Annotated in this window: 24 protein-coding genes and 1 riboswitch; of the genes, 7 read left to right on the forward strand and 17 right to left on the reverse strand. The window is 72.2% G+C overall.

All coding sequences use genetic code 11. The annotated features are described in order from the left end of the window. Nucleotides 1–10 precede the first annotated feature (10 nt). The 3 genes from lepA to GEV28_RS13060 form a co-directional block, all read right to left on the reverse strand. On the reverse strand, nt 11–1,870 hold the full coding sequence (gene lepA / locus GEV28_RS13050; RefSeq protein WP_291412062.1) for a translation elongation factor 4: 1,860 nt from the start codon (nt 1,868–1,870) through the stop codon (nt 11–13). 151 nt (nt 1,871–2,021) lie between these two features. Continuing rightward, nucleotides 2,022–2,516, reverse strand: a complete 495-nt coding sequence (locus tag GEV28_RS13055) for a hypothetical protein (RefSeq protein ID WP_291412064.1) — start codon at nt 2,514–2,516, stop codon at nt 2,022–2,024. 215 nt (nt 2,517–2,731) lie between these two features. Continuing rightward, the gene (locus GEV28_RS13060; RefSeq protein ID WP_291412065.1) at nt 2,732–4,138 is read right to left on the reverse strand and encodes a PLP-dependent aminotransferase family protein; all 1,407 of its coding nucleotides are present in this window, start codon (nt 4,136–4,138) and stop codon (nt 2,732–2,734) included. Between the two features lie 46 nt (nt 4,139–4,184). Between GEV28_RS13060 and GEV28_RS13065 the strand changes: the two genes are divergently transcribed. Continuing rightward, nucleotides 4,185–5,531, forward strand: a complete 1,347-nt coding sequence (locus tag GEV28_RS13065; RefSeq protein WP_291412067.1) for an FAD-binding oxidoreductase — start codon at nt 4,185–4,187, stop codon at nt 5,529–5,531. Nucleotides 5,532–5,535: 4 nt separating this feature from the next. Here GEV28_RS13065 and GEV28_RS13070 read toward each other — a convergent pair whose 3' ends face one another. The 11 genes from GEV28_RS13070 to GEV28_RS13120 form a co-directional block, all read right to left on the reverse strand. Further along, a complete protein-coding gene (locus tag GEV28_RS13070; protein WP_291412069.1) occupies nt 5,536–6,171 on the reverse strand; it encodes a class I SAM-dependent methyltransferase in 636 nt (211 codons plus the stop codon). After that, complete coding sequence (locus GEV28_RS13075; protein ID WP_291412071.1) at nt 6,168–6,455, reverse strand: helix-turn-helix transcriptional regulator; 288 nt, start codon at nt 6,453–6,455, stop codon at nt 6,168–6,170. The genes GEV28_RS13070 and GEV28_RS13075 overlap by 4 nt, the downstream gene beginning before the upstream one ends. Before the next feature lie 135 nt (nt 6,456–6,590). Next, nucleotides 6,591–6,875 carry a hypothetical protein gene (locus GEV28_RS13080; RefSeq protein WP_291412073.1) on the reverse strand — a complete coding sequence of 95 codons (285 nt, stop codon included), beginning with the start codon at nt 6,873–6,875 and terminating at the stop codon, nt 6,591–6,593. Nucleotides 6,876–6,947: 72 nt separating this feature from the next. Continuing rightward, nucleotides 6,948–7,484 (reverse strand): hypothetical protein, encoded by a 537-nt coding sequence (locus GEV28_RS13085; protein ID WP_291412075.1) that lies wholly within the window; start codon nt 7,482–7,484, stop codon nt 6,948–6,950. A gap of 131 nt (nt 7,485–7,615) precedes the next feature. Beyond that, nucleotides 7,616–8,458: a transglutaminase family protein gene (locus GEV28_RS13090; RefSeq protein WP_291412077.1), complete on the reverse strand. Its 843-nt coding sequence runs from the start codon at nt 8,456–8,458 to the stop codon at nt 7,616–7,618. Between the two features lie 73 nt (nt 8,459–8,531). Then, nucleotides 8,532–9,479: an alpha-E domain-containing protein gene (locus tag GEV28_RS13095; RefSeq protein WP_291412078.1), complete on the reverse strand. Its 948-nt coding sequence runs from the start codon at nt 9,477–9,479 to the stop codon at nt 8,532–8,534. Continuing rightward, a complete protein-coding gene (locus GEV28_RS13100) occupies nt 9,466–11,121 on the reverse strand; it encodes a circularly permuted type 2 ATP-grasp protein (RefSeq protein WP_291412080.1) in 1,656 nt (551 codons plus the stop codon). Before GEV28_RS13100 ends, GEV28_RS13095 begins: the two co-directional genes overlap by 14 nt. Before the next feature lie 66 nt (nt 11,122–11,187). Further along, nucleotides 11,188–12,048: an EamA family transporter gene (locus tag GEV28_RS13105; RefSeq protein ID WP_291412082.1), complete on the reverse strand. Its 861-nt coding sequence runs from the start codon at nt 12,046–12,048 to the stop codon at nt 11,188–11,190. A 12-nt stretch (nt 12,049–12,060) separates the two neighbouring features. Then, nucleotides 12,061–12,246, reverse strand: coding sequence for a hypothetical protein (locus tag GEV28_RS13110; protein WP_291412083.1), 186 nt, complete (start codon nt 12,244–12,246; stop codon nt 12,061–12,063). A 1-nt stretch (nt 12,247) separates the two neighbouring features. Then, the gene (locus GEV28_RS13115) at nt 12,248–13,795 is read right to left on the reverse strand and encodes a hypothetical protein (RefSeq protein ID WP_291412085.1); all 1,548 of its coding nucleotides are present in this window, start codon (nt 13,793–13,795) and stop codon (nt 12,248–12,250) included. Next, nucleotides 13,780–14,535: an ABC transporter ATP-binding protein gene (locus GEV28_RS13120; protein ID WP_291412088.1), complete on the reverse strand. Its 756-nt coding sequence runs from the start codon at nt 14,533–14,535 to the stop codon at nt 13,780–13,782. The genes GEV28_RS13115 and GEV28_RS13120 overlap by 16 nt, the downstream gene beginning before the upstream one ends. 60 nt (nt 14,536–14,595) lie before the next feature. On the opposite strand from GEV28_RS13120, the gene GEV28_RS13125 reads away from it, so the two are divergent. The 4 genes from GEV28_RS13125 (at nt 14,596) to rpsT (ending at nt 17,573) form a co-directional block, all read left to right on the forward strand. After that, nucleotides 14,596–15,531, forward strand: coding sequence for an SPFH domain-containing protein (locus GEV28_RS13125; RefSeq protein ID WP_291412090.1), 936 nt, complete (start codon nt 14,596–14,598; stop codon nt 15,529–15,531). A 6-nt stretch (nt 15,532–15,537) separates the two neighbouring features. After that, entirely contained in the window at nt 15,538–15,759 is a 222-nt protein-coding gene (locus tag GEV28_RS13130) for a hypothetical protein (RefSeq protein WP_291412092.1), read from the forward strand. A gap of 19 nt (nt 15,760–15,778) precedes the next feature. After that, entirely contained in the window at nt 15,779–17,164 is a 1,386-nt protein-coding gene (locus GEV28_RS13135) for an ATP-binding protein (RefSeq protein ID WP_291412094.1), read from the forward strand. 148 nt (nt 17,165–17,312) lie between these two features. Further along, nucleotides 17,313–17,573 (forward strand): 30S ribosomal protein S20, encoded by a 261-nt coding sequence (gene rpsT, locus GEV28_RS13140; RefSeq protein WP_291412095.1) that lies wholly within the window; start codon nt 17,313–17,315, stop codon nt 17,571–17,573. Between the two features lie 54 nt (nt 17,574–17,627). Here the strand turns inward: rpsT and GEV28_RS13145 are convergent, their stop codons facing one another. Together GEV28_RS13145 and holA are read right to left on the reverse strand one after the other, a co-directional pair. Beyond that, nucleotides 17,628–18,614 carry a hypothetical protein gene (locus GEV28_RS13145; RefSeq protein ID WP_291412097.1) on the reverse strand — a complete coding sequence of 329 codons (987 nt, stop codon included), beginning with the start codon at nt 18,612–18,614 and terminating at the stop codon, nt 17,628–17,630. A 122-nt stretch (nt 18,615–18,736) separates the two neighbouring features. Beyond that, a complete protein-coding gene (gene holA / locus GEV28_RS13150; protein ID WP_291412099.1) occupies nt 18,737–19,714 on the reverse strand; it encodes a DNA polymerase III subunit delta in 978 nt (325 codons plus the stop codon). 168 nt (nt 19,715–19,882) lie between these two features. Next, nucleotides 19,883–20,009, forward strand: a riboswitch (SAM riboswitch). A gap of 11 nt (nt 20,010–20,020) precedes the next feature. Here holA and thrC point away from each other — a divergent pair. Next, nucleotides 20,021–21,274, forward strand: coding sequence for a threonine synthase (gene thrC / locus GEV28_RS13155; protein ID WP_291412101.1), 1,254 nt, complete (start codon nt 20,021–20,023; stop codon nt 21,272–21,274). 88 nt (nt 21,275–21,362) lie between these two features. On the opposite strand, the gene GEV28_RS13160 is transcribed toward thrC, so the two are convergent. Beyond that, nucleotides 21,363–21,977: a hypothetical protein gene (locus GEV28_RS13160; RefSeq protein WP_291412103.1), complete on the reverse strand. Its 615-nt coding sequence runs from the start codon at nt 21,975–21,977 to the stop codon at nt 21,363–21,365. 96 nt (nt 21,978–22,073) lie between these two features. On the opposite strand from GEV28_RS13160, the gene GEV28_RS13165 reads away from it, so the two are divergent. Continuing rightward, nucleotides 22,074–23,303 (forward strand): serine hydrolase, encoded by a 1,230-nt coding sequence (locus GEV28_RS13165; RefSeq protein ID WP_291412105.1) that lies wholly within the window; start codon nt 22,074–22,076, stop codon nt 23,301–23,303. Nucleotides 23,304–23,343: the final 40 nt, after the last annotated feature.

Raw genomic sequence — 23,343 nt, forward strand, 5'->3', positions numbered from 1 at the left:
GCGAAGGGGGCTACTTCTTCGCCTTGGTCTTGTCCGGAGTCTCGTCGGTGGAGAGCGCTGCGACGAAGGCCTCTTGCGGCACCTCGACCCGGCCCACCATCTTCATCCGCTTCTTGCCTTCCTTCTGCTTCTCCAGCAGCTTGCGCTTGCGGGTGATGTCACCGCCGTAGCACTTCGCGAGCACGTCCTTGCGCATCGCGCGCACGGTCTCGCGGGCGATCACCCGGGCGCCGATGGCCGCCTGGATCGGGACCTCGAACTGCTGGCGCGGGATCAGGGTGCGCAGCTTCGCGGCCATCTTGGTGCCGTAGCCGTACGCGGACTCGCGGTGCACGATCGCGGAGAACGCGTCCACCGGCTCGCCCTGCAGCAGGATGTCGACCTTGACCAGGTCCGCGGACAGCTCGCCCGCTGGCTCGTAGTCCAGCGACGCGTAGCCGCGGGTGCGCGACTTCAGCGTGTCGAAGAAGTCGAAGATGATCTCACCGAGCGGCATGGTGTAGCGAAGCTCCACCCGGTCGGTGGACAGGTAGTCCATGCCGCCGAGCACGCCGCGCCGGCTCTGGCACAGCTCCATGATCGCGCCGATGTAGTCGCTCGGCGCGATCACCGTGCACTTGACCACCGGCTCGAACACCTCGCCGACCTTGCCTTCCGGCCAGTCCGACGGGTTGGTGACGGTCACCTCGCCGCCAGACCCGTCGTTGCTGTCCAGCTCGACCCGGTAGACGACGTTGGGCGCGGTGGAGATCAGGTCCAGGCCGGCCTCGCGCTCCAGCCGCTCGCGCACGATCTCGAGGTGCAGCAGACCCAGGAAGCCGCACCGGAAGCCGAAGCCGAGCGCCGCCGACGTCTCCGGCTCGTAGCTGAGCGCGGCGTCGTTGAGCCGCAGCTTGTCCAGCGCCTCACGGAGATCCGCGTAGTCCGAACCGTCCACCGGGAACAGTCCCGAGTAGACCATCGGGCGCGGCTCGCGGTAGCCGGCAAGGGGTTCCGTGGCGCCGCGCCGCTCGCTGGTGACCGTGTCGCCGACCTTGGACTGGCGCACGTCCTTCACACCGGTGATCAGGTAGCCGACCTCGCCGACGCCCAGGCCGGCGCTCGGCTTGGGCTCCGGCGAGATGATGCCGACCTCGAGCAGCTCGTGGGTGGCGCCGGTGGACATCATCTTGATCCGCTGCCGTGGGGTGATCTTGCCGTCCACCACCCGGATGTAGGTGACCACGCCGCGGTAGGTGTCGTACACCGAGTCGAAGATCATCGCCCGCGGTGCGACGTCGTCCCGCCCGGTCGGTGCCGGCACCAGGCGGACGATCTCGTTCAGCAGCTCACGCACGCCCTTGCCGGTCTTGGCCGACACCCGCATCACGTCGGACGGCTCGCAGCCGACGATGTGCGCGAGCTCGGCGGCGTACTTGTCCGGGTCGGCGGCCGGCAGGTCGATCTTGTTGAGCACCGGGATGATCGTGAGGTCGTTCTCCATCGCGAGGTACAGGTTCGCGAGCGTCTGCGCCTCGATCCCCTGCGCGGCGTCGACCAGCAGGACGGCGCCCTCGCAGGCCTCCAGCGCACGGGACACCTCGTAGGTGAAGTCCACGTGGCCGGGGGTGTCGATCATGTGCAGCACGTGGTTCTGCCCGCCGACCTGCCAGGGCAGCCGGACGTTCTGCGCCTTGATCGTGATGCCGCGCTCGCGCTCGATGTCCATCCGGTCGAGGTACTGAGCACGCATGGCCCGTCCCTCGACCACGCCGGTGAGCTGCAGCATGCGGTCGGCCAGGGTGGACTTGCCGTGGTCGATGTGCGCGATGATGCAGAAGTTCCTGATCAGCTCAGGATCTGTGAACGTCGTGTCGGCGAACGTAGTCACTCAGGTTCCTCGCGGTGTCATATGGATACGACACATCGTCCCATGCGCCCCGATCGCGCCCGTGTGAGCACGTCCACGGTGGGGAAGTAGGTGCGATACCGGGCCGCGTCCCGGGTGAGCAGCCTCAGCCTGCTGATCGCAGCATGTGCGCCTATGAAGACGTTCGGTAGTGGCGACCTCGCCGTCCCACCCCGCTTGCGATGGTCGAGGTGGCACTTGCCCGCGAGGAACGTGTCAGGCCACGGTACTGGTCGTCCGCCGCAGGCGGCCGGTCCAGGTCTGAGTCGGCGGTACCGGCGGCGGGCAGGTCACCCGCCGCCGGTGCGGCCCGGGAGCGCACGCGCCGGACGGCGACGAGCCCGGTGCCAAGCACCAGCACCACCGCGACCACGCCGATGAGCCACCAGTACCAGGTCGCCGCGGTGTGCCCGGAGACCGTGACGATCGCGCCCTCGCCCGGCACGGCGGTGATCTCCCGCGGCGCGAGGATCAGGTCGTCGGAGCCGAGCAGGTCGTTGTTCTCCCGGAAGTCGTCCAGGCCGCCGGCGTAGGTGGCGCCGGTGGCGTCGATCAGCTCGGCCGACTTGTCGGCCCTGTGTGCCACGTACAGGGTGATCAGCTCGAGCGAGCCGTCCTCGTGCTTCACCAGGACGGAGCGCTGGAAGATCTCCCCGCCGGACCCGGCGAAGTCCCGGGCCGCCTGCCTGGCCGCCCCGACCAGCTCGCAGTCGGCGCCGGGGTCGCACGGGGTGGCCGACAGCAGCTCGGTCTGCAGCTGCTCGGGGGAGTAGTGGGCGGCGAAGGTGGCGAGCCGGTCCGCGCTCGACGCGCCGTCGCCGGGTGGCCCGAAGCTGCCACCCGTCAGCCACGCAGCTCCGCCACCGCCGTGGCCAGCAGGTCGACCCCCTCCACGATGGTCCGTTCGCTCAGCGACGCGTAGCCGAAGATCAACCCGCCGCGGCCCGCCGACGACAGCCGGTACGGCGAGACCCCGTACACGCCGACGTCGTACCGGGCCGCCGCGGCCGTCACGGCCGCTTCCGAAAGGTCCGGCGGCAGCCACGCCACCAGGTGCTGCCCCGCCGCCCGACCGGTGGCCTCGAAGTCGGGAAGCTTCCGGTCCAACGCGAACAGCAGGGCGTCACGCCGGCGGCGGTAGAGCGGACGCATCCTGCGCAGGTGGCGGTCGAACTCGCCGCGGCGCACGAAGTCCGCGAACGCCAGCTGGTCGATCGCCGGCGAGCCGCGGTCCGCCGCGACCTTCGCCGCGGCCACCGCGGCGGACAGGTGCGCCGGCACCACCAGCCACCCGATCCGCAGGCCCGGCGCGAGCGTCTTGCTCGCCGACCCCGCGTACGCGACCAGGTCCGGCGCCAGCCCCTGGATCGCGCCGATCGGCGTCCGGTCGTAGCGGTACTCCGCGTCGTAGTCGTCCTCGATCACCAGGGCGCCGGACCGCCGCGCCCAGCGCAGCACCGCCACCCGTGACCGCGCGGTCAGCACGCCGCCGGTCGGCCACTGGTGCGACGGCGTGAGGATCACCGCGTCCGCGCCGGAACGCTCCAACGCGGCCGCCTGGATGCCGTCCGCGTCCACCGGCACACCGACCACCTCGAGCCCCAGCCCCTCGGCGACCGGACGCGCGTCGTCGCCCGACGACGGGTCCTCCACCGCCAGCCGCCGCGCCCCGGCCGCCGCCAGCACCTGGATCAGCAGCGCGCTTCCCTGCGCGTACCCGTTGCAGATCACCACGTTCTCCGGCCGGGCCGACGTCCCGCGCACCCGGTTCAGGTACTCCGCCAGCGCCTCCCGCAGCTCCGGCATCCCGTGCCCGGACAGGTAGCCGAACCGCTCGCTCGGCGCGTCGGTGAGCACCGTCCGGATCGACCTCAGCCAGGCCGCACGGGGGAAGTGCGTCACGTCGGCCCGCCCGTAGCCGAAGTCGATCCGTGGCTTACGCCGGACGGGCGGGGCGGGTGCGGCGGCGGCCTCGGCGCCCATCGCGACCTGGGTGTAGCCGCCGGTCCGGCTCGTCAGGTACCCCTCGGCGACCAGCTGCTGGTAGGCCTCGACCACCACACCGCGCGACACCCCGAGGTCCGCGGCGATCGCCCGGGTCGGCGGCATCGCGCTGCCCTGCCGCAGCCTCCCGGCGCGGATGCCGTCCCGGACGGCCGTCTCGATCTGCCGGTGCAGCGGTTCGCCGCCGTCCCGCCGCAGCTCGACCAGCAGCGCGGCGACCGGCGAATTGGTACTGGCGACGGTCATGGAATCGGACCTTAATCCATGGACCGATTCCTGTCACCGTTCTTCCATGACCACAACGACGAAACCAGCGGCGATGAACCTCGACGGACGACTCCTACTGCCGGGCGACGGCGGCTACGACCAGGCCCGCGCGGTCTGGAACGCGATGGTGGACCGGCGGCCGCGGATGATCGTGCGCTGCGCGAGCGTGACCGACGTGGTCACCGCCGTGCGCACCGCGCGCGAGCTGGACCTCGAGATCGGCGTCCGCTGCGGCGGGCACAGCGGCGTCGGCCACGCCGTGCCGGACGGCGGGCTGATGATCGACCTGACCCCGCTGAGCGACGTCGCGGTGGACCCGACCCGGCGGCGGGCACACGTGCGAGGCGGCGCCCTGCTCGGCGCGCTGGACCGGGCGTCCCAGGCGCACGGCCTCGCGACCACCGCGGGCAACGTCTCACACACCGGCGTCGGCGGCCTCACTCTCGGCGGCGGTATGGGCTGGCTCGCCCGCCAGTACGGGCTGGCCTGCGACAACGTCGAGTCCTACCAGGTCGTCACCGCGAGCGGCGAGGTCGTACGGGCCAGCCGCGACGAGCACCCGGACCTGTTCTGGGGCCTGCGCGGCGGCGGCGGGAACTTCGGCATCGTCACCGGGTTCGAGTTCCGGCTGCACGACACCGGCACCCGCACCCTGGTCGCGGCGTACGACTTCCCCCTCGACCGGGCCTTCGCCGCGCTGAGGGCGTGGCGCGACCTCAACGCCGAGGCGCCGCGGCAGGCGACGTCCACCGCGTCGGTCGGCCGCGACGGGCTCACGACGCTCGGGTTCGTCTGGGTCGGCGACCCCGCGGCGGGCCGGGCGTACCTGCCGGCGCTGCGCGCGCTGGGCCGCCCGGTGGCCGAGCGGGTCACCGAGCCGTCCTATGTGGAGCTCCAGACCCGCGAGGACTCGGTGCAGGGCCACACGTACCGCCGCTACGCCAAGGGCCACTACCTGCGCTCGTTCCCGGACGAGGCGATCGAGGCGTTCCTGTTGCGTGGCACCGGGAACGGGCACGGCGCGTACCTGCCGAACGCCGGCCTGCAGGCCTACGGCGGCGCGATCGACGAGGTCCCGGACGAGGACGCCGCGTTCAGCCACCGGGGCACCCTATTCGAGTGGGGCACCGGCACCCGGTGGACCGACCCGGGCGAGGACGACGCGCGGATGGCGGCGTCCCGGCAGGCCGCGGCCACGCTCGCGCCGCACGCCAGCGGCGTGTACGTCAACGCGCTGAGCGACGAGGGTGCCGAGGGCGTGCGGCGGGCCTACCCGCCGGCCAAGCTCGCGAAGCTGACCGCGGTCAAGGACCGCTACGACCCGGACAACGTGTTCCACCTGAACCAGAACATCCGCCCGAGCGGCCGGTGACGGCTCACCGGGTGGCGGCGAAGTGCGCGACCGCGCCCGAGACCTCGAGGCGGTCGACCCGCAGGCCGGCCTCCTCGAGCCAGGTTCGGAGGTCGGCGGCCGTGCCGCCGGCCCCGAACAGCCCGGCCCGCCGGAACAGCGAGATCGCGACGTCCTGGCGCAGCCCGGCCCGCACGACGATGGCGTCGCCGACGAGCCGGCCGCCCGGCTTCAGGCAGCGGGCCAGCTCGCCGACGGCCGCGGCCGGGTCGGGCAGGCAGTGCAGGCCGTTGAAGCACACGCAGACGTCGAACTCCGCGTCGGTGAGGGGAAGGCGGGTGATGTCCGCCTCGACGGTCTCGATCCGCCGCCCGAGCCGCGCCGCCCGCCTGCGGGTCCGGCCGAGCATCGCGGGCGAGAGGTCCGCGGCGACGTACCGGACACCCGGACGCATCCCGCGCAGCACGACCCCGCCGCCGCACGGCACGTCGAGCACCGCGGCGCCGTCGGGCAGGTCGCCGAGCGCGCGGATCTCGCGGTACAGCAAGGATATGTCGGTGCCCCAGAGCACCCAGCCGGTGGGGCGGGCGAGCCACTCCCGCTCGACGCCGAAGTCGTAGAACGCGCCGCCGAGCCACCCGATCGGGTCGGTCCACCTCATCCGGCCGCCGCCACCGCACCGAGCGCCGTCACGAGCGCGACCACGTCGGGCGAGGCGAGCCGGTAGCGGACCACCCGCCCCTCCCGCCCGGAGTCGACGAGCCCCGCCGAGCGCAGCACGGCCAGGTGGTTGGACACATTGGGCTGGCTCGCCCCGGTGCGCGACACCAGCTCGCCGACCGATGCGGCACCCGTGGCCAGCGTGCGCAGCACGGCCAGCCGCACCCGGCAGCTCAGGGCGCGACCCACGTCGTGGAGCCGGTCGTCCAGCTCGTTGCCATCCATCAGTCCCCGATGATACGTTGCCGCTGGCACATCAGCGATCAATGATGTATCGGAGTCGGCCATGACGATGGTGTGGAGCCACGTGGACGACGTGCCGACCCGGTCGCTCGGCGAGGGCTGCCGCCTGTTCGTCTGCTACCCCGAGGGCTGACGCTCGACCGACGCGACCGCGTCGAGCGCCCGCAACAGCGCCACGACGTGCAGCGAGGCGAGCCGCACCCGGCCCGCCAAGCCGGTGTCGACCAGCCCGGCCGCGCGCAGCACGGTGAGGTGACCCGGCACCGTGCCACCCATCCGCTCGACCAGGTCGGCCACCGGCACGTCGCCGGCCGCGAGCGCGCACAGCACGGCGAGCCGCACCCGGTTGTCCAGCGCGCGGCTCACGTCGAACCGCCGCTCGGCCACCTCGTCGTGGTCCATGGCGCCGTCCAAGGGCTGAGCCCCGGGCGACGCGGTGCCTGTGCGTCGCCCGGGGCGGTCCGGTTACGGGGGTTACTTCCAGCCCAGATCGGTGATGTCGACGACGACGGTCGCGGCCGGCTTGTCGCCGCCGTCCTTCGAGACCACCACGACCTGCTCGTCCGTGGCCACCGAGTCGATCTTCTCGGCGCCGTTGACCTTGGTCTCAGCGTTCACCGTGTAGCTCTTCGCGTAGCCGTCGGCGCTCTTCACCGCGATCGAGCCGCCGTCGACGGAGGTCACCGCGCCCTTCTGGACGAGGACGGTCTGCGAGCCGCCGCCCTCCTTGGCGAGCACCACCTCGGCGTGCGAGATGTCGGCGATGTCCATGTCGCCGAACGCCTCGAACACGCCGAACGGGCCGCCGCCACCCCAGTGGCCGCCACCCCAGTCACCGTCGGACCACGGCGGGCCGCCGTGCTCCTCGGCGGGCGGCGCGGGCTCGGCGGAGGGCTGCCCGGACGTCGCCGCCGCGATGCCGATCGCTCCGGCGCTCGCGAGGCCGACCACCGCCACGCCCACCCCGACGCGCCATCCGAACCGGCGCTTGCTGGCAGGACTGTCGCTCATCGTTCGCTCCCATCGGTATCGGTGCCACCCATGGTCGCGAGAAACGGCACGGAAAACGTCGGACGGGCGACTGGACCTCGGCTACGCGCGCGGCGGTACCCAGTCGGGGTGGGACTACTCCCCGGGGAGTATCAGGCGAGTCTCGTGACGTCCACGGAGACCTCGATCGCGGTCGCCGCGCCGCCGGAGTAGGTGCCCTTGAGCGGCGACACGTCCGCGTAGTCCCGGCCGATCGCGACCCAGATGTGCCGCGGCCCGATCTCCACGTCGTTGGTCGGGTCGAAGCCCCACCAGCCGCCGGTCCAGGCCTCGATCCACGCGTGGCTCTCCCCGCGCACGGTCTCGCCGATGGTCGCCTTCGGCTTGGTGTGCAGGTATCCCGACACGTACCGGCACGGGATCCCGATGGACCGCAGCATCGCCAGCGTCAGGTGCGCGTAGTCCTGGCACACACCCTCGCGGGCGTGCCACGCGTCGACCGCGGAGGAGTGCACGCCGGTGGTGCCGCGCTGGTAGGTGAGCTTGTCGTGCACCCACTCCGACACCGCGAGCACCGCGTCCACGGGGCGGCGGCCCTTGCGCAGCTCGCGGGCGATCGCGCCGAGCTCGCGGTTCTTGGGCACGTAGCCGGTCCACTCCAGGAACTCCGCGTACCGGTCGACGAGCTCCGGCGAGCGCAGGTCCGTCCAGGCCGCGCCGTTCACCGGCATGGCCACCTCGCCGGTCTCGACCACCGACGAGGACACGATCTTCAGCTCGGTGTGCGGCGCGTGCAGGTCGAACGCGGTGACCTCGGTGCCCCAGTAGTCGGTGTAGCGGTAGGACCGCGTCGCCGGCGTGGTCTCCACCCGGCTCACCACGAGGTTCTGCCGCCGGTCGCTGCGCGGGGTCAGCCGGGCCTCGTTGTAGGACTGGGTGACCGGCGCGGCGTAGCGGTACCCGGTCGTGTGCACCACCCTGATCCGCCAGTTCACGACGCCCCCTCGCAAGCTCCGGGGCACCGATCACGGTCGCCCTGTGTCTGATGGTTCGCTCCGCGGGCTCCGCTCACAACGACACCCCGGCGTTCGTCCACGCCACCCACGGCACCGAGTGGAAGTACTGCAGCGCAACGGCTTCGCCCACGTCCCGCACGGTCTTCTGCAGCGCCGCGAGCCGGTCGGTGAGGTCGTCGAGCAGCTCGTCGTCGCGCAGGAACTCCAGGTCGCTGCGGGCCTTGCCGAGCAGCCGGATCGCCTCGCCCTTCGCGCCGACCCGCGCGGTCGGGCGCAGGTCCAGCTGCTCCAGCACGGCCTCGGCCTGGCGCAGCGCGTAGAACACCGAGCGCGGGAAGAGCCGGTCCAGCAACAGGAACTGCACCACCCGGCCGGAGTCCAGCGCGCCGCGGTAGGTGCGCAGGTAGGTGTCGTGGGCGCCGGCCGAGCGGAGCACGGTGACCCAGCCCGGCGAGGACGGCTTGTCCCCCGCCCGCGACATCAGCAGGCGCACGACCATGTCGACGCGCTCCACCGAGCGGCCGAGCACGAGGAACCGCCAGCCGTCGTCGCGGCTCATCGTGGAGTCCGCGAGCCCGGCGAACATCGCCGCGCGCTCCTCGACGAAGGAGAAGAACTCGTGCGGCCCGAGGCGTTTCGCCGCCCGCTGCCGCTCCGGCACCGCGTTCCACATCGCGTTGACGCACTCCCACAGCTCGGTCGAGACGACCTCACGCGCGACCCTGGCGTTCTCCCGGGCGCTGGAGATCGACGACACGATCGAGCCGGCGTGCTCGCGGGAGAACGCCACCAGGTCGGTGAGCGGCCGCACGTCCAGCGCGGTGCCCTTCGGCGGGGTGATGCCGAGGACGCCGAGCAGCTGGCGGCTGGTGGCGTCCGGGTCGACGGTGGCGTCCTCGAGCAGGTGGTGCACGGACACGTCGAGGATCCGCGCGGTGTCGTCGGCCCGCTCGACGTAGCGGCCGATCCAGTACAGCGACTCGGCGTTACGCGCCAGCATCGAGCACCCCCTGCTGCTGTTGCTGTTGCTGCTGGCCCAGGGTCAGCTCCGGGCCGCGCTCCGGCGCGATGTCCTCCATGCCCTGCCCGGCGCCGCCCGCGAGGCCGGGACCGGCGAGCTCCGCGTCCGCCGTGGACGACCGGGCGGCGAGCACCCAGGTGTCCTTGGACCCGCCGCCCTGCGAGGAGTTCACGATCAGGCTCCCCTCCGGCAGCGCGACCCGGGTGAGCCCGCCGGGGAGCACGAACACCGACCTGCCGTCGTTGACCGCGAACGGCCGCAGGTCGACGTGCCGGGGCTTGAGCCGCTGCCCCACCTTCGTCGGCACGGTCGACAGCTGCACCACGGGCTGGGCGATCCAGCCGCGCGGGTTGTTGCGGATCCGCCTGCGCAGCATCGCGAGCTCGCGCTGGTTGGCCGACGGGCCGAACACGATGCCGTAGCCGCCCGAGCCCTCGACGGGCTTGACCACAAGCTCGTCGAGGCGGTCGAGCACCTGGGTCTGCTCGTCGGGCAGCCAGCAGCGGAACGTGTCCACATTGGGCAGCAGCAGCGACTCGCCGAGGTAGTACTTCAGGATGTCCGGCAGGTAGGTGTAGACGAGCTTGTCGTCGGCGACGCCGTTGCCGACCGCGTTCGCGATCACTACGTTGCCCGCGCGGGCGGCGTTGAGCAGCCCGGCGACGCCGAGCACGGAGTCCGGCTTGAAGTGCACGGGGTCCAGGAACTCGTCGTCGATGCGCCGGTAGACCACGTCGACCGCCCGCTCGCCCTGGGTGGTGCGCATGTAGACGGCGTTGTCCCGGCAGAACAGGTCGCGGCCCTCGACGAGCTCGACGCCCATCAGCCGGGCGAGCAGCGAGTGCTCGAAGTAGGCGGAGTTGTGCACGCCCGGGGTGAGCACGACGACGTTCGGGTCCGCGACATTGGCCGCGGCGGCCGCCCGCAGCGCGCGCAGCAGGTGCACCGCGTAGTCCCCGACCGCGCGGACCCGGTGCTTGGCGAACAGGTCCGGGAACACCCTGGCCATCGTGCGCCGGTTCTCCATCACGTAGGACACCCCGGACGGGCTGCGCAGGTTGTCCTCCAGCACCCGGAACACGCCGTCCTCGTCGCGCACGACATCGATGCCGGCGACGTGCACCCGCACCCCGTTGGGCGGCGTGAGCCGGGCGGCCTGGCGGTGGAAGTGGTCGCAGGAGGTGATCAGCCGCTTCGGCAGCACGCCGTCGCGAATGATCTGCTGGTCGCCGTAGACGTCGGCGAGGAACGCCTCCAGCGCCTTGACCCGTTGCACGATGCCGCGTTCGAGCCGGGCCCATTCCGACGCGGTGATCACCCGCGGGATGAGGTCGAGCGGGAACGGCCGCTCCTGGCCGGACAGAGAGAACGTGATGCCCTGGTCGACCAGCGCCCGGTCCAGTGCCTCGGCCCGCGCGCCCAGCTCGGCGGGCGCGGCCGGGGCGAGCGACTCGTGCAGCCGCCGGTAGGCCTGCCGCGGCGTCCGGTCCGGCGCGAACATCTCGTCGTAGGCGCCGGCGTACGGCCGCGTGGGATCGAGGTAGCCGTCGAACAGCCGGCCGTCCCGGCTCGCTGTCCTGGCACGTGCCGACGATCGGGCCGACGTCGCTGAGCGCTCCATCCGCGCATCCTTACCCACGACCGCCACGTCGCGCACTACTTGGCAGATCAACAACCGGTGACCCGGTCAGCCGGCGGCGATGGCCGCGACCCCCGCGAGGACGATCACCGCGCCGGTCAGGCGGCGCGGTGCGTTGGGCTCGCCGAGCAGGAGCCAGGCGCCGACGCTGCCGATCACGATGGACAGCTCCCTGGCCGGCGCGACCAGGCTGACCGGCGCGTGCCGCAGCGCGAACAGCACGAGCACGTAAGCGACCGGCGACAGCACGGCCACCGCGAGGATCGGCGTCCGATGCGCCCGCCACAGGTCCCCGAGCTCACCACGGTGGGCCAGCGCGTACGGGCCGAGCAGCACGGTCTCGGTGAGCGCGGAGCCGGCCATGAGGATCAGCGGCGGCACCGCGAGCGTCGTGACCGCGTGCGCGTCCCACAGCGTGTAGGCGGCGATCGTCACGCCGCAGACGAGCCCATACCCCACCCCGGCGGCCCAGGAGCTGGACCCCGACGAGCCGAGCCCGCCGATCACCCACACCCCGAGCACGACGGCCGCCGTGCCGGCGAGGGCAGCGAGCCCCGGTCGCTCGTCGAGCAGCCAGACCGCCGCGATGACCGACAGCATAGGCCCGGTGCCGCGGGCGAGCGGGTAGACCACGGACAGGTCGCCGACCGCGTATCCCCGTTGCAGGATCACGAAGTAGCCGGTGTGGATCATCCCGCTGACGAGCAGCGCGAGCCACCAGACGCCCGGCACCGACCCGCCGTTCGCGACGACCGTGCCGATGGCGAGCGGCAGCTGGAACAGCGCCGAGAACACCGCGGCGAGCCAGACGAACAAGGCGCCGCCGCCCGGGACCTGCTTGGCACACAGGTTCCACCCGGCATGCGCCACCGCGGCCCCGACCACGAGCGCGATGGCGGCGGGGTGCATGCCGCCACCTTGTCAGACAGCCGCCCCGCGCCGGTCGGGCCTGCTCGCCAGCACGGCCAGCAATGCCGACCCCCACGTGCCGAACCAGTCGAGCGCGCTGCGGGCGCCGACCCCCAACCCCACCGGCACCCCGGCCACCACCGCCGCGAGCACCACCACGGCGAGGACCAGCGCGAGGACCACCACCCGGGGTCCCATGTCAGACCGGCTTCGCGATCTCGGCGAGCAGCTCCGGCCCTCGGCGGTCCAGCCGATGCCGGGCGATGCCGCCCCACCACCACCAGCACAGCACGCCCAGGCCGATCCCGACCGGCACGCCGAGCCACTCGAGCGCGGGCGCCAACCACACGAGCAGCGCCACCGGCGCGGCCACGACGGCCAGCAGCAGCGCGATGGCGATCTGCAGCAGCACACGCAGGAGGCCCGGGTTCCCGCCGGAGGAGAACGGGTTGGCCCGCTGCGCGGGCATCGGGTAGGCGACGAACACCGACAGCAGCACCACCAGCCCCGCGCCGGCGCCGAGCAGCGCCGGCGTGAGGCCGAGCACCAGCGGGTACGTGCCCGGGTCGGTGATGCCGGGCAGCACGACGGCGAGTACGAGCACGACCGGCCCCATCAGCAGCAGCCAGGCCAGCTGCCGGCCGCGGACGTCGGCCGCCGCCGCACCGGGGACCACCAGCGTGTGCCACAGGGCACTGCCGTCCATGCCGTAGAGGTTGCCCGCGAACACGGCTCCGATCGCGACCAGGACCAGACCGGAGGTCGGGACCGCGCCGGTGCCGCCGCCGTTGGCCACGGGCGCCACGGTGACGATCACCGCCGTGATCACGGCCGAGAGCAACGCTACCCGGCGGCGGGCGTCGCGGCCCCAGGTGCGCAGCTCCTTGCCCACGACCGCGCCCACCGGTGTGGCGGGCAGCCTGCTCCCGAGTGGGGTCCGCCCCGCCCGCGTTCTGACCGGGCCGCTGGCCGGGACCCTGGTGGTGCGCCGGACCAGGAGTACGCCCCAGACCGCGAGCAGCGCGGCGATCACGGCGACCAGCCCCGCCAGCGCGCCGGCCGCGACGAGCCAGTCACCGTGCCCGGCCGCGTCGACCGCGGTGACCCCCCAGCCGGACGGCAGCGCCCGCAGCACGGTGGACAGCACCGCGGACCGGCCCTCGACCAGCACCGGCCCGACCGCGCGCCCGACGACCTGGAACAGGAAGCCGGACAGGCCGACGAGCGCGACGAGCAGGACGCCGAGGTCGCGGCCGCGCCGGGACTGCATGGCCGCGCCGAGCCCGGCCATCACGACCCGGGACAGCACGACCACGAACGTGAGCTGCAACGGCACGGCGAGCACCGCGACCACCACGGCGGCGGCACCCGAGGCCTGCACGACCAGGCCCCAGGACGCCAGGAACGTGACGATCGCGGGCACCCCGACGAACGCGGCGCCCAGCAGGCCCGCGGCGAGCCGGCGCGGCGGGATCGGCAGCAGCGCGAAGTGCTCCGGGCGCAGCGTCTCGTCCCCACCACCGGTGAGCACCGGCCCGAGCAGCCAGCCGATCGTCCACAGCAGGTAGACCGCGGCGAGCAGGTCGACCGCCGCGCCGGGCCGGTCGAGCGACACGGTGGTGGCGAGGACGGTGCCGAGCGCGGCCAGCAGCCCGAACACCGCGCCGCCCGCGGTGAGCGCGGCCTGCTTGCCGCGCAACGAGTGCCGCAGCACCCGCCACTTCATCCGGATCAGGACGCCAACCACGACAACCCCTCCGCACCGCCGGTACGCCCGCCGACGATGTGCACGAACGCCTCCTCGAGGCTCGTGCCGCCACGCACCTGCGCCACCTCACCCGCGGCCACCACGCGGCCGCGGGTGATCACCGCGACATGCGTGCACAGCTGCTCGACCAGCGCCATCACGTGACTGGACAGGACGACCGCGCCGCCGGAGGCCACGAACCGCAGCAGGATCGTGCGGATCGTCGCCGCCGACACCGGGTCGACGGCCTCGAACGGCTCGTCGAGCACGAGCAGCCGCGGCGCGTGCAGGAGTGCGACCGCGAGGCCGATCTTCTTGCGCATGCCCGCGGAGTAGTCGATGACGAGCTTGTTGCGCGCGTCGTCGAGCTCCAGCACGGCGAGCAGCTCGTCGACCCGCTGCGCCACCGTCACCTTGTCCAGTCCGCGCAGCAGGCCCATGTAGGTCAGGAGCTCCGCGCCGGTCAGCCGCTCGGGCAGCGACAGCCCGTCCGGCAGCACGCCGACCAACGCCTTGGCCCGCACGGGATCGGCCCACACGTCGACGCCGAAGATCGTGGCCGTGCCGCCGTCGGGCCGCAGCAGGCCCACGGCCATCGACAGCGACGTGGTCTTGCCCGCGCCGTTCGGCCCGACGAGGCCGAAGAACGAGCCGGCGGGCACCGCCAGGTCGACGTGGTCGACCGCGATCGTGTGCCCGAACCGCTTGAACAACCTGGACAACCCCAGAGCCTCGGTCATGGCGCCAGACTACTATAAAGTGATATCACTTTGATAGTCACTACGAGCCGAGGAGACGCCATGGCCGAGATACTCGAGTCGCCGATGCCGGAACCCCACCTGCGGGAGCGGGTCGCGTTCGGCACCCATGGGATGCCCGTGCTCGCCGTCGCGGTGGTGCTGACCCTCGCCGGGGTGGCGATGCTGCTCGTCGGGGTCCTCCGGCTGGCGACGAACAGAGACGACTCCGCGGTGGGGATGGTCGTGCTGGTGGTCGCCAGCAGCGTGGTGATCGCGGCCGGCGCCATCACCGGCGGCGGGCTGATGATGGTGGCGCCCGGCGAGGCGCGGGTGGTCCAGTTCCTCGGCCGCTACGTCGGCACCGTGCGCGAGGACGGGCTGCGCTGGGTCAACCCGTTCACGGTGCGGCGCAAGATCTCCACCCGGATCCGCAACCACGAGACCGCGGTGACCAAGGTCAACGACGCGGACGGCAGCCCGATCGTGATCGCGGCGGTGGTGGTCTGGCGGGTCACCGACACGGCGCGCGCGCTGTTCGAGGTGGACGACTACCACGAGTTCGTGAACATCCAGACCGAGACCGCGGTCCGGCACATCGCGACCACCTATCCCTACGACGCGCACGGCGACGAGCAGCTCTCGCTCCGGCAGAACACCACGGAGATCACCGACCAGCTGTCCGCGGAGATCGGCGCCAGGGTCGAGGCGGCGGGGGTCGAGGTGATCGAGTCGCGGCTCACGCATCTCGCCTATGCCCAGGAGATCGCCGGCGCCATGCTGCGCCGCCAGCAGGCGGGGGCGGTCGTCGCGGCGCGGCACCGGATCGTCGAGGGCGCGGTCGGCATGGTGCAGATGGCACTCGACAAGCTGGCCGAGCAGCAGGTGGTGGACCTCGACGAGGAGCGCAAGGCCACGATGGTGAGCAACCTGCTCGTCGTGCTGTGCGGCGACCGGGACACCCAACCCGTGGTCAACGCCGGCTCCCTCTACAACTGAGGCCCCGTGCCCGAGCGCAAGAAGCTGTTGCTGCGCCTGGATCCCGCGATCCACGACGCGGTCGCCAGGTGGGCGGGTGACGAGCTGCGCAGCACCAACGCGCAGATCGAGTTCGTGCTGCGCCGGGCATTGGCGCAGTCCGGTCGGCTGCCGGACAACGCCGGGCGGCCGGCCCGGCGCGGCCGCCCGCCAAAGGATCAGCCGTCCGAGCCCGACGCCGAAGCGTGATTTCTGGCACGTTGGTGAGGTGACCCTGCCCCCCGAGGACGCCCGCGGGCTGGCCCGCGCGTTGACCGAGCTGCTCAACGTCAGCCACCAGACCCTGGTGGACTCCGGCTCGCCGCTGTCCGCCAAAGTCACCGAGCACGTCGGCTGCCCGCTCGCCGAGATCCCGAACGTGGCCGAGCACATGCCGAGCTGGGACCACGCCAACCTGCAGCGCGGCGTCGACGCCTACCTGGCCCGCCACTCGCCGGACGCGGCGTGGTTCGGCATCGCCGGCAGCCGGCATTTCTCGTCCGTGATCGACATGCTGACCTCGGCGGACACCAACAGCGCCCACCGGCTCGGCGCGGTGGACTACACGACCGTCGCGACCGGGCCGTCCTCGTCCAGCGAGGCGGTGCAGCTCGGTCTCGTCTGCACGGTGGCGCCGGACGGCATGCCGGTGGTGCTGGCGATCCAGGGCGCCGAGGAGGACCGCGGCGAGGAGCTTTGCCACCTGCAGGTGCTCGCCGCGGACCGGCACACCGGCGCCACGGTGCGCGAGGAGATCCTGGGGCTCGTGCGCGAGCACGACGTGTTCCGAGGGCAGCTGCTGTCGTTCGGGATGAGCGAGCACCGCGGCAACCGGCTGCTGTCGTTCCTGCCCCGGCCGTCGATGCGGGCCGACCAGGTGGTGCTGCCGGACGGGGTGCTCGCGTCGATCGAGCGGCACGTGGTGCGCTCGGCGGAGCAGACGCGGGCGCTGCGGGCGCACGGGCAGCACCTCAAGCGTGGGCTGCTGCTGTACGGGCCGCCGGGGACGGGCAAGACGCACACGGTCCGGTACCTGCTGAGCAGGTTGCCCTCGTGCACGGTGTTCGTGCTGTCCGGGATGGCGATGATCCGGTGGCTGCGGACCACGGCGGCGCTGGCCAGGCGGCTCGAGCCGTCGGTGGTCGTCGTCGAGGACGTGGACCTCATCGCGGAGGACCGCGCGCGGTCGATGTCCGGCAACCCGGTGCTGTTCGAGCTCCTCGACGAGATGGACGGGATCGGCTCCGAGGCGGACGTCACGTTCGTGCTGACCACCAACCGGGTGAACGCGATGGAGGAGGCGCTCGCGCAGCGGCCCGGCCGGGTCGACCTCGCCGTCGAGGTGCCAAGGCCCGACGCCGAGTGTCGCGAGCGGCTGCTGCGGCTCTACGCCGGGGCCGCGCTTCGGACGCCGGACGTGAGCGACCTGGTGGCGGCCACCGACGGCGTGACCGCGTCGTTCGTCAAGGAGTGGGTCCGGCGCGCGGTCCTGCGCTCGCTCGACGACGGCGTCGGCGACGGTCGCGGGCTGGACGAGCCGGCGCTGCGGGTGTCGCTGGACGAGCTGCTGTCCCAGCAGCAGGCACTCACCCGCAGCATGCTGGGTGGCCGCTGACCGGGCCGCGGTGACGCGCTGTTATCCTCAGTCCTCGTGCCGTGTGGCATTCCGTCATGGAGGAAGCTCACCGGTGTTTCGTATCGGCCTCGGTGGGGCCACCTGAACGCGGCGCAGACTTCCGTGATCGACATCGAGGAGCACACGCGTGGCGAACATCAAGTCCCAGATCAAGCGGATCACGACGAACGAGAAGGCGCGGCTGCGCAACAAGTCCGTCAAGTCCTCGGTGAAGACCGCGATTCGCAAGTTCCGCGAGGCGGCCGACGCCGGTGAGAAGGACAAGGCGATCGAGCTGCTGCAGGACGCCAGCCGCAAGCTCGACAAGGCGGCCGGCAAGGGCGTGATCCACGCCAACCAGGCGGCGAACAAGAAGTCCGCCATGGCCAAGCGCGCCAACCAGATCTGAGCGTTCTCCCCGGCAGGTGCCGGCCGCCCACTCCGGGCGGCCGGCACCTGTCTTTCAGCCGACGTCCACCCGCGGGCCCGCGTGGTTCAGCCACGTGTGGTCGTCGGGCGCGCCGGACGAGTCGATGGCGAACACCTCCACCCGGTAGCGCCCGGCCGCGACCCCTTCGAGTACGGCGGTGAAGCCGTGCGCGGCGCCGTACCGCGGGTGGGTCCGGGCGATGTCGGCGCGGTCCTCCTGGGCCGGCAGGTTCGCGACCAGGGTGCGGCCGCCTGCCGGCGCGGTGAGGTACACGTGCACGGACGTGCTGGTCGTGGGGGTGTCCGGGTCGGCCGCCCAGCCCCGGACGGTGATCATCCCCTCGCCACCGGTGAGTTTGTCGACGTCGCCCACCGGCTGTGCGACGTCGGCCGGGGCACCCGTCAGGTCGACGACGACGTCGTAGCGGTAGGGCAGGTACTCGCGGCTGTCGCCGTCACGTTCCACCCGGTAGACGCCGTATTTCACGGATCCGTCGCCGTGGTCGTACGCCCAGTAGGTGGTCATGGTCGCGTCCGCCCACCTGTCGAAGATCGCGACGTGGCCGTACCGGTGGCCGGCATCCTTCCGCGCGAGCAGGATGTCGCCGCGCCGCAGCTCGGCGAGGGAGCCCAGCGGGTGGGAGACCTCGGGCAGCGTGCCGGTCGAGTAGCTGAGGGGCAGCCGCCATGCCATGGAGACGAGGCCGGAGCAGTCCGACCGGTAGCCCTTGCCGTCCGGGTCGGGCGGGTAGACGCGGAGGTCGCGGACGAAGCCGGGGTCGCTGTTGCTCGCCTCGTACCAGAACCGCGCGCGGGCCATGATCTCGTCCCGGCTGACCGAGGGCAGCGCCGTGTCGGCGGAGAGCAGCCGAGCCTCGCCCTCGTTCTGGCTGTCCTCGGCGACCGCGTGTCGCTCGCCACCCACCTGGTCACCCGTGGGAAGCGCGACCACCGCCCCGACGACCACCGCGCATGCCACCGCGAGTTCGATCTTGTTCCTGCCGGTGCGCAGGATGGACATGGCAGCTCCTCGAATCGCCCGCACGTCGCCGCTCGGACGATCTCCGGAGCACCCCGCGTTCCGCCGGCCGGCCCAACCGTCGCGGATGCGAACATCCGGCCCAGCGGACAGCCGGTCCGCGGTCAGCTGCGGCGGCGGGCCTCGGCCAGCCGGAGCACCGCGCGCTGCAGCGCGTAGTCCGCGTCCGCCGCGACGCCCTTGACGTCCGCGTTCACCTCGGCGACCACCTGCATCGCGACGACCAGCCCCTCCGGGTGCCAGCCGCGGGACTGGGACAGCGCCTTGCGCACCTTCCACGTGGGCATGCCGAGCTCGGTTGACAGCCGGTACGGGTCGACGCGGCCGGCGCCGGCGACCCGGGCGACCGTACGCACGGCGTCCGCGAGAGCGTCGGCGACCAGCACGTGCGGGACGCCGAGCTGCATCGCCCAGCGCAGCATCTCCAGCGCGCCGGGCACGTCGCCGGTGACGGCCTTCTCGGCCACCGCGAACCCGGTGACGTCGGCACGGCCGCGGTGGTAGCGGCGCACCTCGTCGGCGGTGACCTGCCCGCCGGTGTCCGCGACGAGCTGCGCGGCGGCCGACGCCAGCTCACGCAGGTCCGAGCCGACCGAGTCGATCAGCACGGCCACCGCTTCCGCGTCGGACTTGCCACCCGCGCGGCGAATCTCGTTGCGCACGAACGCCTCGCGGTCCGCGGGCTTGGTGATCTTGGGGCAGTCGACGACATCCGCGTCGGCCGAGCGGAGCGCGGTGATCAGGTCCTTGGCGGGCTTGCGGCCACCGCCGGTGTGCAGCACGACGAGCTGCACACTTTCGGCGGGCTCGCGCAGGTAGGAGGTGATCGCGGCGGCGATGTCCTTGCCGGCGTCGTGCGCGCCCTCCAGGACGATCACCCGACGCTCGGCGAACAGCGACGGGCTCACCAGCTCGGCGAGCTCGGGCGGGCTCAGGTCGGACACCTTGACCCGGGTCAGCTCGGCGGTCGGGTCGGCGAGCCGGGCGGCGTCCACCGCGGCCCGGACCGCGCGTTCCATCAGCAGCTCCTCCTCGCCGAGCACGAGCTGGAGGGCCGGCGGTGTCACGGCGGGTGACTTCACGCCGCCATCCTCGCACCATCGGCGCGGGCGCGCCGCCGAGACCCGCCGGACCCGTTCGACGCGGGACGCCCTGGCACCAACTCGGCTGAAGGCTCTCTCGAATGGTGGACCTCACATTGGCCGAGCGACCGGATCGTGCCGTAACGTGTTCGACAGACAACTGAATACAGCTCATCCAGAGGGGCAGAGGGATCGGCCCGAAGAAGCCCCGGCAACCGGCGTCAGCCATTCGCTTTCCGCGAGGACGGCTACGACCACGGTGCCAATTCCGACCCGCTCGCGGGACAGATGAGGAGATACCTCGCGATGACGATTACTGCCGCCGGCACCACACTCGACCTCGGGCCCGCACGCGCCCTGACCTGTCGGGAGTGTGGCAACCAGGTGCCACTCGCCGCCGAGTTCGCGTGTGCCGAGTGTTTCGGTCCGCTCGAGGTCGCCTACGACTTCGGCGACATCACCCGGGCGGACATCGAGTCCGGCCCCCGCTCGATCTGGCGCTACCGCCGCCTGCTGCCCGTACCGTCCGATGTGGACAAACACCCGAACACCGAGCCCGGCCTGACCCGCCTCGTGAAGGCCGACCGGCTGGCCGCTGTGCTCGGCGTGAAGTCGTTGTGGGTCAAGGACGACACCGGCAACCCGACGCACTCGTTCAAGGACCGGGTCGTGGCCGTGGCGCTGGCCGCCGCCCGTCAGCTCGGTTTCACCGTGCTGGCCTGCCCGTCCACCGGCAACCTGGCCAACGCCGTCGCCGCGGCCGCCGCCCGCGCCGGTTGGAGGTCGGTGGTGCTCATCCCGTCGTCGCTGGAGCGGGCAAAGATCCTGACGACAGCCGTGTACGACGGCGCGCTGATCGCCGTCGACGGCAACTACGACGACGTCAACCGGCTCGCCACCGAGCTCGCGGCGGAGCACGAGGACTGGGCGTTCGTGAACGTCAACGTGCGGCCGTACTACGCCGAGGGTTCGAAGACGCTCGGCTACGAGGTGGCCGAGCAGCTGGGGTGGCGCCTGCCCGACCAGGTGGTCGTCCCGGTCGCGTCCGGCGCCCAGCTCACCAAGGTGGACAAGGGTTTCCGCGAGCTCACCGAGCTGGGCCTCGTGGAAGGCAAGCCGTACCGGGTGTTCGGTGCCCAGGCCACGGGCTGCTCCCCCGTGTCGGCCGCGTTCAAGGCGGGCCTGGACGTCGTGCGCCCGGTGAAGCCCGACACGATCGCCCGCTCCCTGGCCATCGGCGCCCCCGCGGACGGGCCGTACGTGCTCGACGCCGTCCGCCGCACGAACGGCGCGGTGGAAGATGTGTCCGATGACGAGGTGGTGGAAGGAATCCGCCTGCTGGCCCGCACAGAAGGCATCTTCGCCGAAACCGCGGGCGGCGTGACCGTGGCAACGGCCAAGAAGCTCATCGACACGGGCCAACTGGACCCCGAAGCCGAGACCGTACTGCTGATCACCGGCGACGGCCTCAAGACCCTGGACGCGGTCCAGGACAAGATCGGCCCGAAGGCCACGGTTCCCCCGTCGGCAGCCGCGGTCCGCGCGGCCCTGGAGTCCTAACCGGACGGACACCCCGGCCGGCCGGGTCTGCCCGCCACGCCCGCGACCATCCACCGGTGGTCGCGGGCGCGCGAGCCGCGATCCGCGGTCAGGGCAGGTTGGCGAGCAGGTTGCGGATGAAGCCGGGTGCGCCGACGCCCAGCACCATCCCCAGCGCCACCCCCACGCTCGCGTCGGTGGCGTCCGCGGATGGCTGGTACACCGCGGACATCGAGCGACCGTGGTCGGATGTGGACAGACGGGCCACCGGTCGGCCGTCGCGTTCCAGGCGGGCTCGCCAGCGGCGTTCGTGGCGCAGCAGGTACTCCCGACCGGCGATCGTCGCTCGGGCGTCGTAGGTCGCCCGGCGCATCGCGCGGCGGCCACAGTCCAAGGGCGCCTGCCGGCCGTCGACGTCCAGCCGCACGGCGTCGCGCCTCATCGGCGTGATCCGCGGCGGTGGGACGTTCCAGATCAGTCGCCGCTTCAGCGCGTTCGGCAGTGCGAGCACCGAGCTCAGGGTCAGCACGGCCCGCCACGGCCCGGTGATCGTCACCACCCGCGGATCCCATTCGCCTGTCACGGTGAACATGCCGAACCGCTGGTCTGGCAGCCGGATCAGCACGGGCTCGGTGGGGATGTCGGCGCCGATCACCGTCTTGCGCAGCCTGTCGAACACGAGCCGGCACGCTATCGGCTCGCCGCCGATCGGTCCAACCGACATGTGTGACAAACCCCGAGGAAATGTCAGGGTGCACCAGGGTCGAACCCGGGCGATCACCCGATGCCCGCGATGATCACCGCCAGCACGCTCATCCACATGACATCGACCAACCGCAAGACCTCCCGCCGGGTGGCACTGGTGACCTCGACCGTGACGGTCGCGTTGGCCGTCGGCCTCGGCGCCGCCACACCGGCCGTAGCCGCGCCGGCCGCGCCCCACGCGCCACTCGAGTCCGCCCAGGCCGACGAGTCCCTGCCGCCGCTGGATCCCGAGCTCTTCCGCAAAGCGATCGGTGGCCTGCCGGACGACGAGGTGACCGGCGCGCTCGTGCAGGTCCGCGGTTCGGCCGGCGAGTGGGAGGGCACCTCCGGGGTCGGCAACATCCACACCGGTCGGCCGGTACCGCAGAACGCCCGGTTCCGCATCGGCAGCGTCACCAAGACGTTCACCGCGACGGCCGTGCTGCGGCTCGCCGGCCAGGGCAAGATCGACCTTGACCGCCCGGTGCAGGACTACCTGCCGGGTGTGCTCCCCGCCGACTACCCACCGGTGCCGCTGCGCACGCTGCTCAACCACACCAACGGCCTGCCCGGCCTCGAGATCCCGCACAAGGACCCGACGTGGTTCCTCGCGCACCGGTTCGACACGTGGACTCCCGACCAGCTCGTACGCGGCGCCACCCAGGGTGTGCCGATCCGCTTCGCGCCGGGCACCAAGCAGGAGTACGGCAACGTCGGCCTGCACGTCGCCGGCATGCTGATCGAGAAGGTCACCGGCCGCCCGTACGCCGACGCGATCCGGAACGGCATCATTCGTCCACTACACCTGACCAACACCTTCCTTCCTGGGGCGGACGTGAGGATCCCCGGCCCGGTCTCCCGCGGCTACGAGGCCATGGACATCGGTGGGCACACCGTCTACGTCGACGTCACCGAGGCCAACCCCACGCTCCAGTGGTCCGCGTCGGAGATGATCTCCAACGCGCCCGACCTGGACCGTTTCGCCGTGGCCCTGCTCGGCGGTCGGCTGACGAAGCCCGAGCAGACCGCCGAGCTGTTCACCGTCCCCGACGTCCCGATGTACGACGGCGACGACGATCCGTCCAACGACCAGCCCGCGGTGTACAGCGTCGGCATCACCCGCTACCACGTCGGCCCGTACGAGTTCTGGGGCAAGACCGGCGACCGGCCCGGCTTCGCGTGCGCCTTCGGCGCGACCCGCGACCTCGCCCGCCGCGTGGTGTTCTCCGCGAACAAGATCCACATGGCGGCCGACCAGCCCGCGATCGCCGAGCGCATCATCGCGGCGTCGGCCGGCATCGGCTGACCCACGGCCGACCCACGGACCGACCCGCGGAGCCACGGGG

Source organism: Actinophytocola sp., from assembly GCF_009379765.1.
GTDB lineage: Bacteria > Actinomycetota > Actinomycetes > Mycobacteriales > Pseudonocardiaceae > Actinophytocola.

Bases quoted from the DNA above. Each gene is read 5' to 3' on its own strand.
- GEV28_RS13125 (WP_291412090.1), top strand. From the start codon at position 14,596: ATGGCCGAGATACTCGAGTCGCCGATGCCGGAACCCCACCTGCGGGAG.
- GEV28_RS13100 (WP_291412080.1), bottom strand. From the start codon at position 11,121: ATGGAGCGCTCAGCGACGTCGGCCCGATCGTCGGCACGTGCCAGGACA.
- GEV28_RS13105 (WP_291412082.1), bottom strand. From the start codon at position 12,048: ATGCACCCCGCCGCCATCGCGCTCGTGGTCGGGGCCGCGGTGGCGCAT.
- GEV28_RS13110 (WP_291412083.1), bottom strand. From the start codon at position 12,246: ATGGGACCCCGGGTGGTGGTCCTCGCGCTGGTCCTCGCCGTGGTGGTG.
- thrC (WP_291412101.1), top strand. From the start codon at position 20,021: ATGACGATTACTGCCGCCGGCACCACACTCGACCTCGGGCCCGCACGC.
- GEV28_RS13165 (WP_291412105.1), top strand. From the start codon at position 22,074: ATGACATCGACCAACCGCAAGACCTCCCGCCGGGTGGCACTGGTGACC.
- GEV28_RS13085 (WP_291412075.1), bottom strand. From the start codon at position 7,484: ATGAGCGACAGTCCTGCCAGCAAGCGCCGGTTCGGATGGCGCGTCGGG.
- GEV28_RS13070 (WP_291412069.1), bottom strand. From the start codon at position 6,171: ATGAGGTGGACCGACCCGATCGGGTGGCTCGGCGGCGCGTTCTACGAC.
- GEV28_RS13080 (WP_291412073.1), bottom strand. From the start codon at position 6,875: ATGGACCACGACGAGGTGGCCGAGCGGCGGTTCGACGTGAGCCGCGCG.
- GEV28_RS13160 (WP_291412103.1), bottom strand. From the start codon at position 21,977: ATGTCGGTTGGACCGATCGGCGGCGAGCCGATAGCGTGCCGGCTCGTG.
- GEV28_RS13065 (WP_291412067.1), top strand. From the start codon at position 4,185: ATGACCACAACGACGAAACCAGCGGCGATGAACCTCGACGGACGACTC.
- GEV28_RS13120 (WP_291412088.1), bottom strand. From the start codon at position 14,535: ATGACCGAGGCTCTGGGGTTGTCCAGGTTGTTCAAGCGGTTCGGGCAC.
- GEV28_RS13075 (WP_291412071.1), bottom strand. From the start codon at position 6,455: ATGGATGGCAACGAGCTGGACGACCGGCTCCACGACGTGGGTCGCGCC.
- GEV28_RS13145 (WP_291412097.1), bottom strand. From the start codon at position 18,614: ATGTCCATCCTGCGCACCGGCAGGAACAAGATCGAACTCGCGGTGGCA.
- GEV28_RS13060 (WP_291412065.1), bottom strand. From the start codon at position 4,138: ATGACCGTCGCCAGTACCAATTCGCCGGTCGCCGCGCTGCTGGTCGAG.
- GEV28_RS13095 (WP_291412078.1), bottom strand. From the start codon at position 9,479: ATGCTGGCGCGTAACGCCGAGTCGCTGTACTGGATCGGCCGCTACGTC.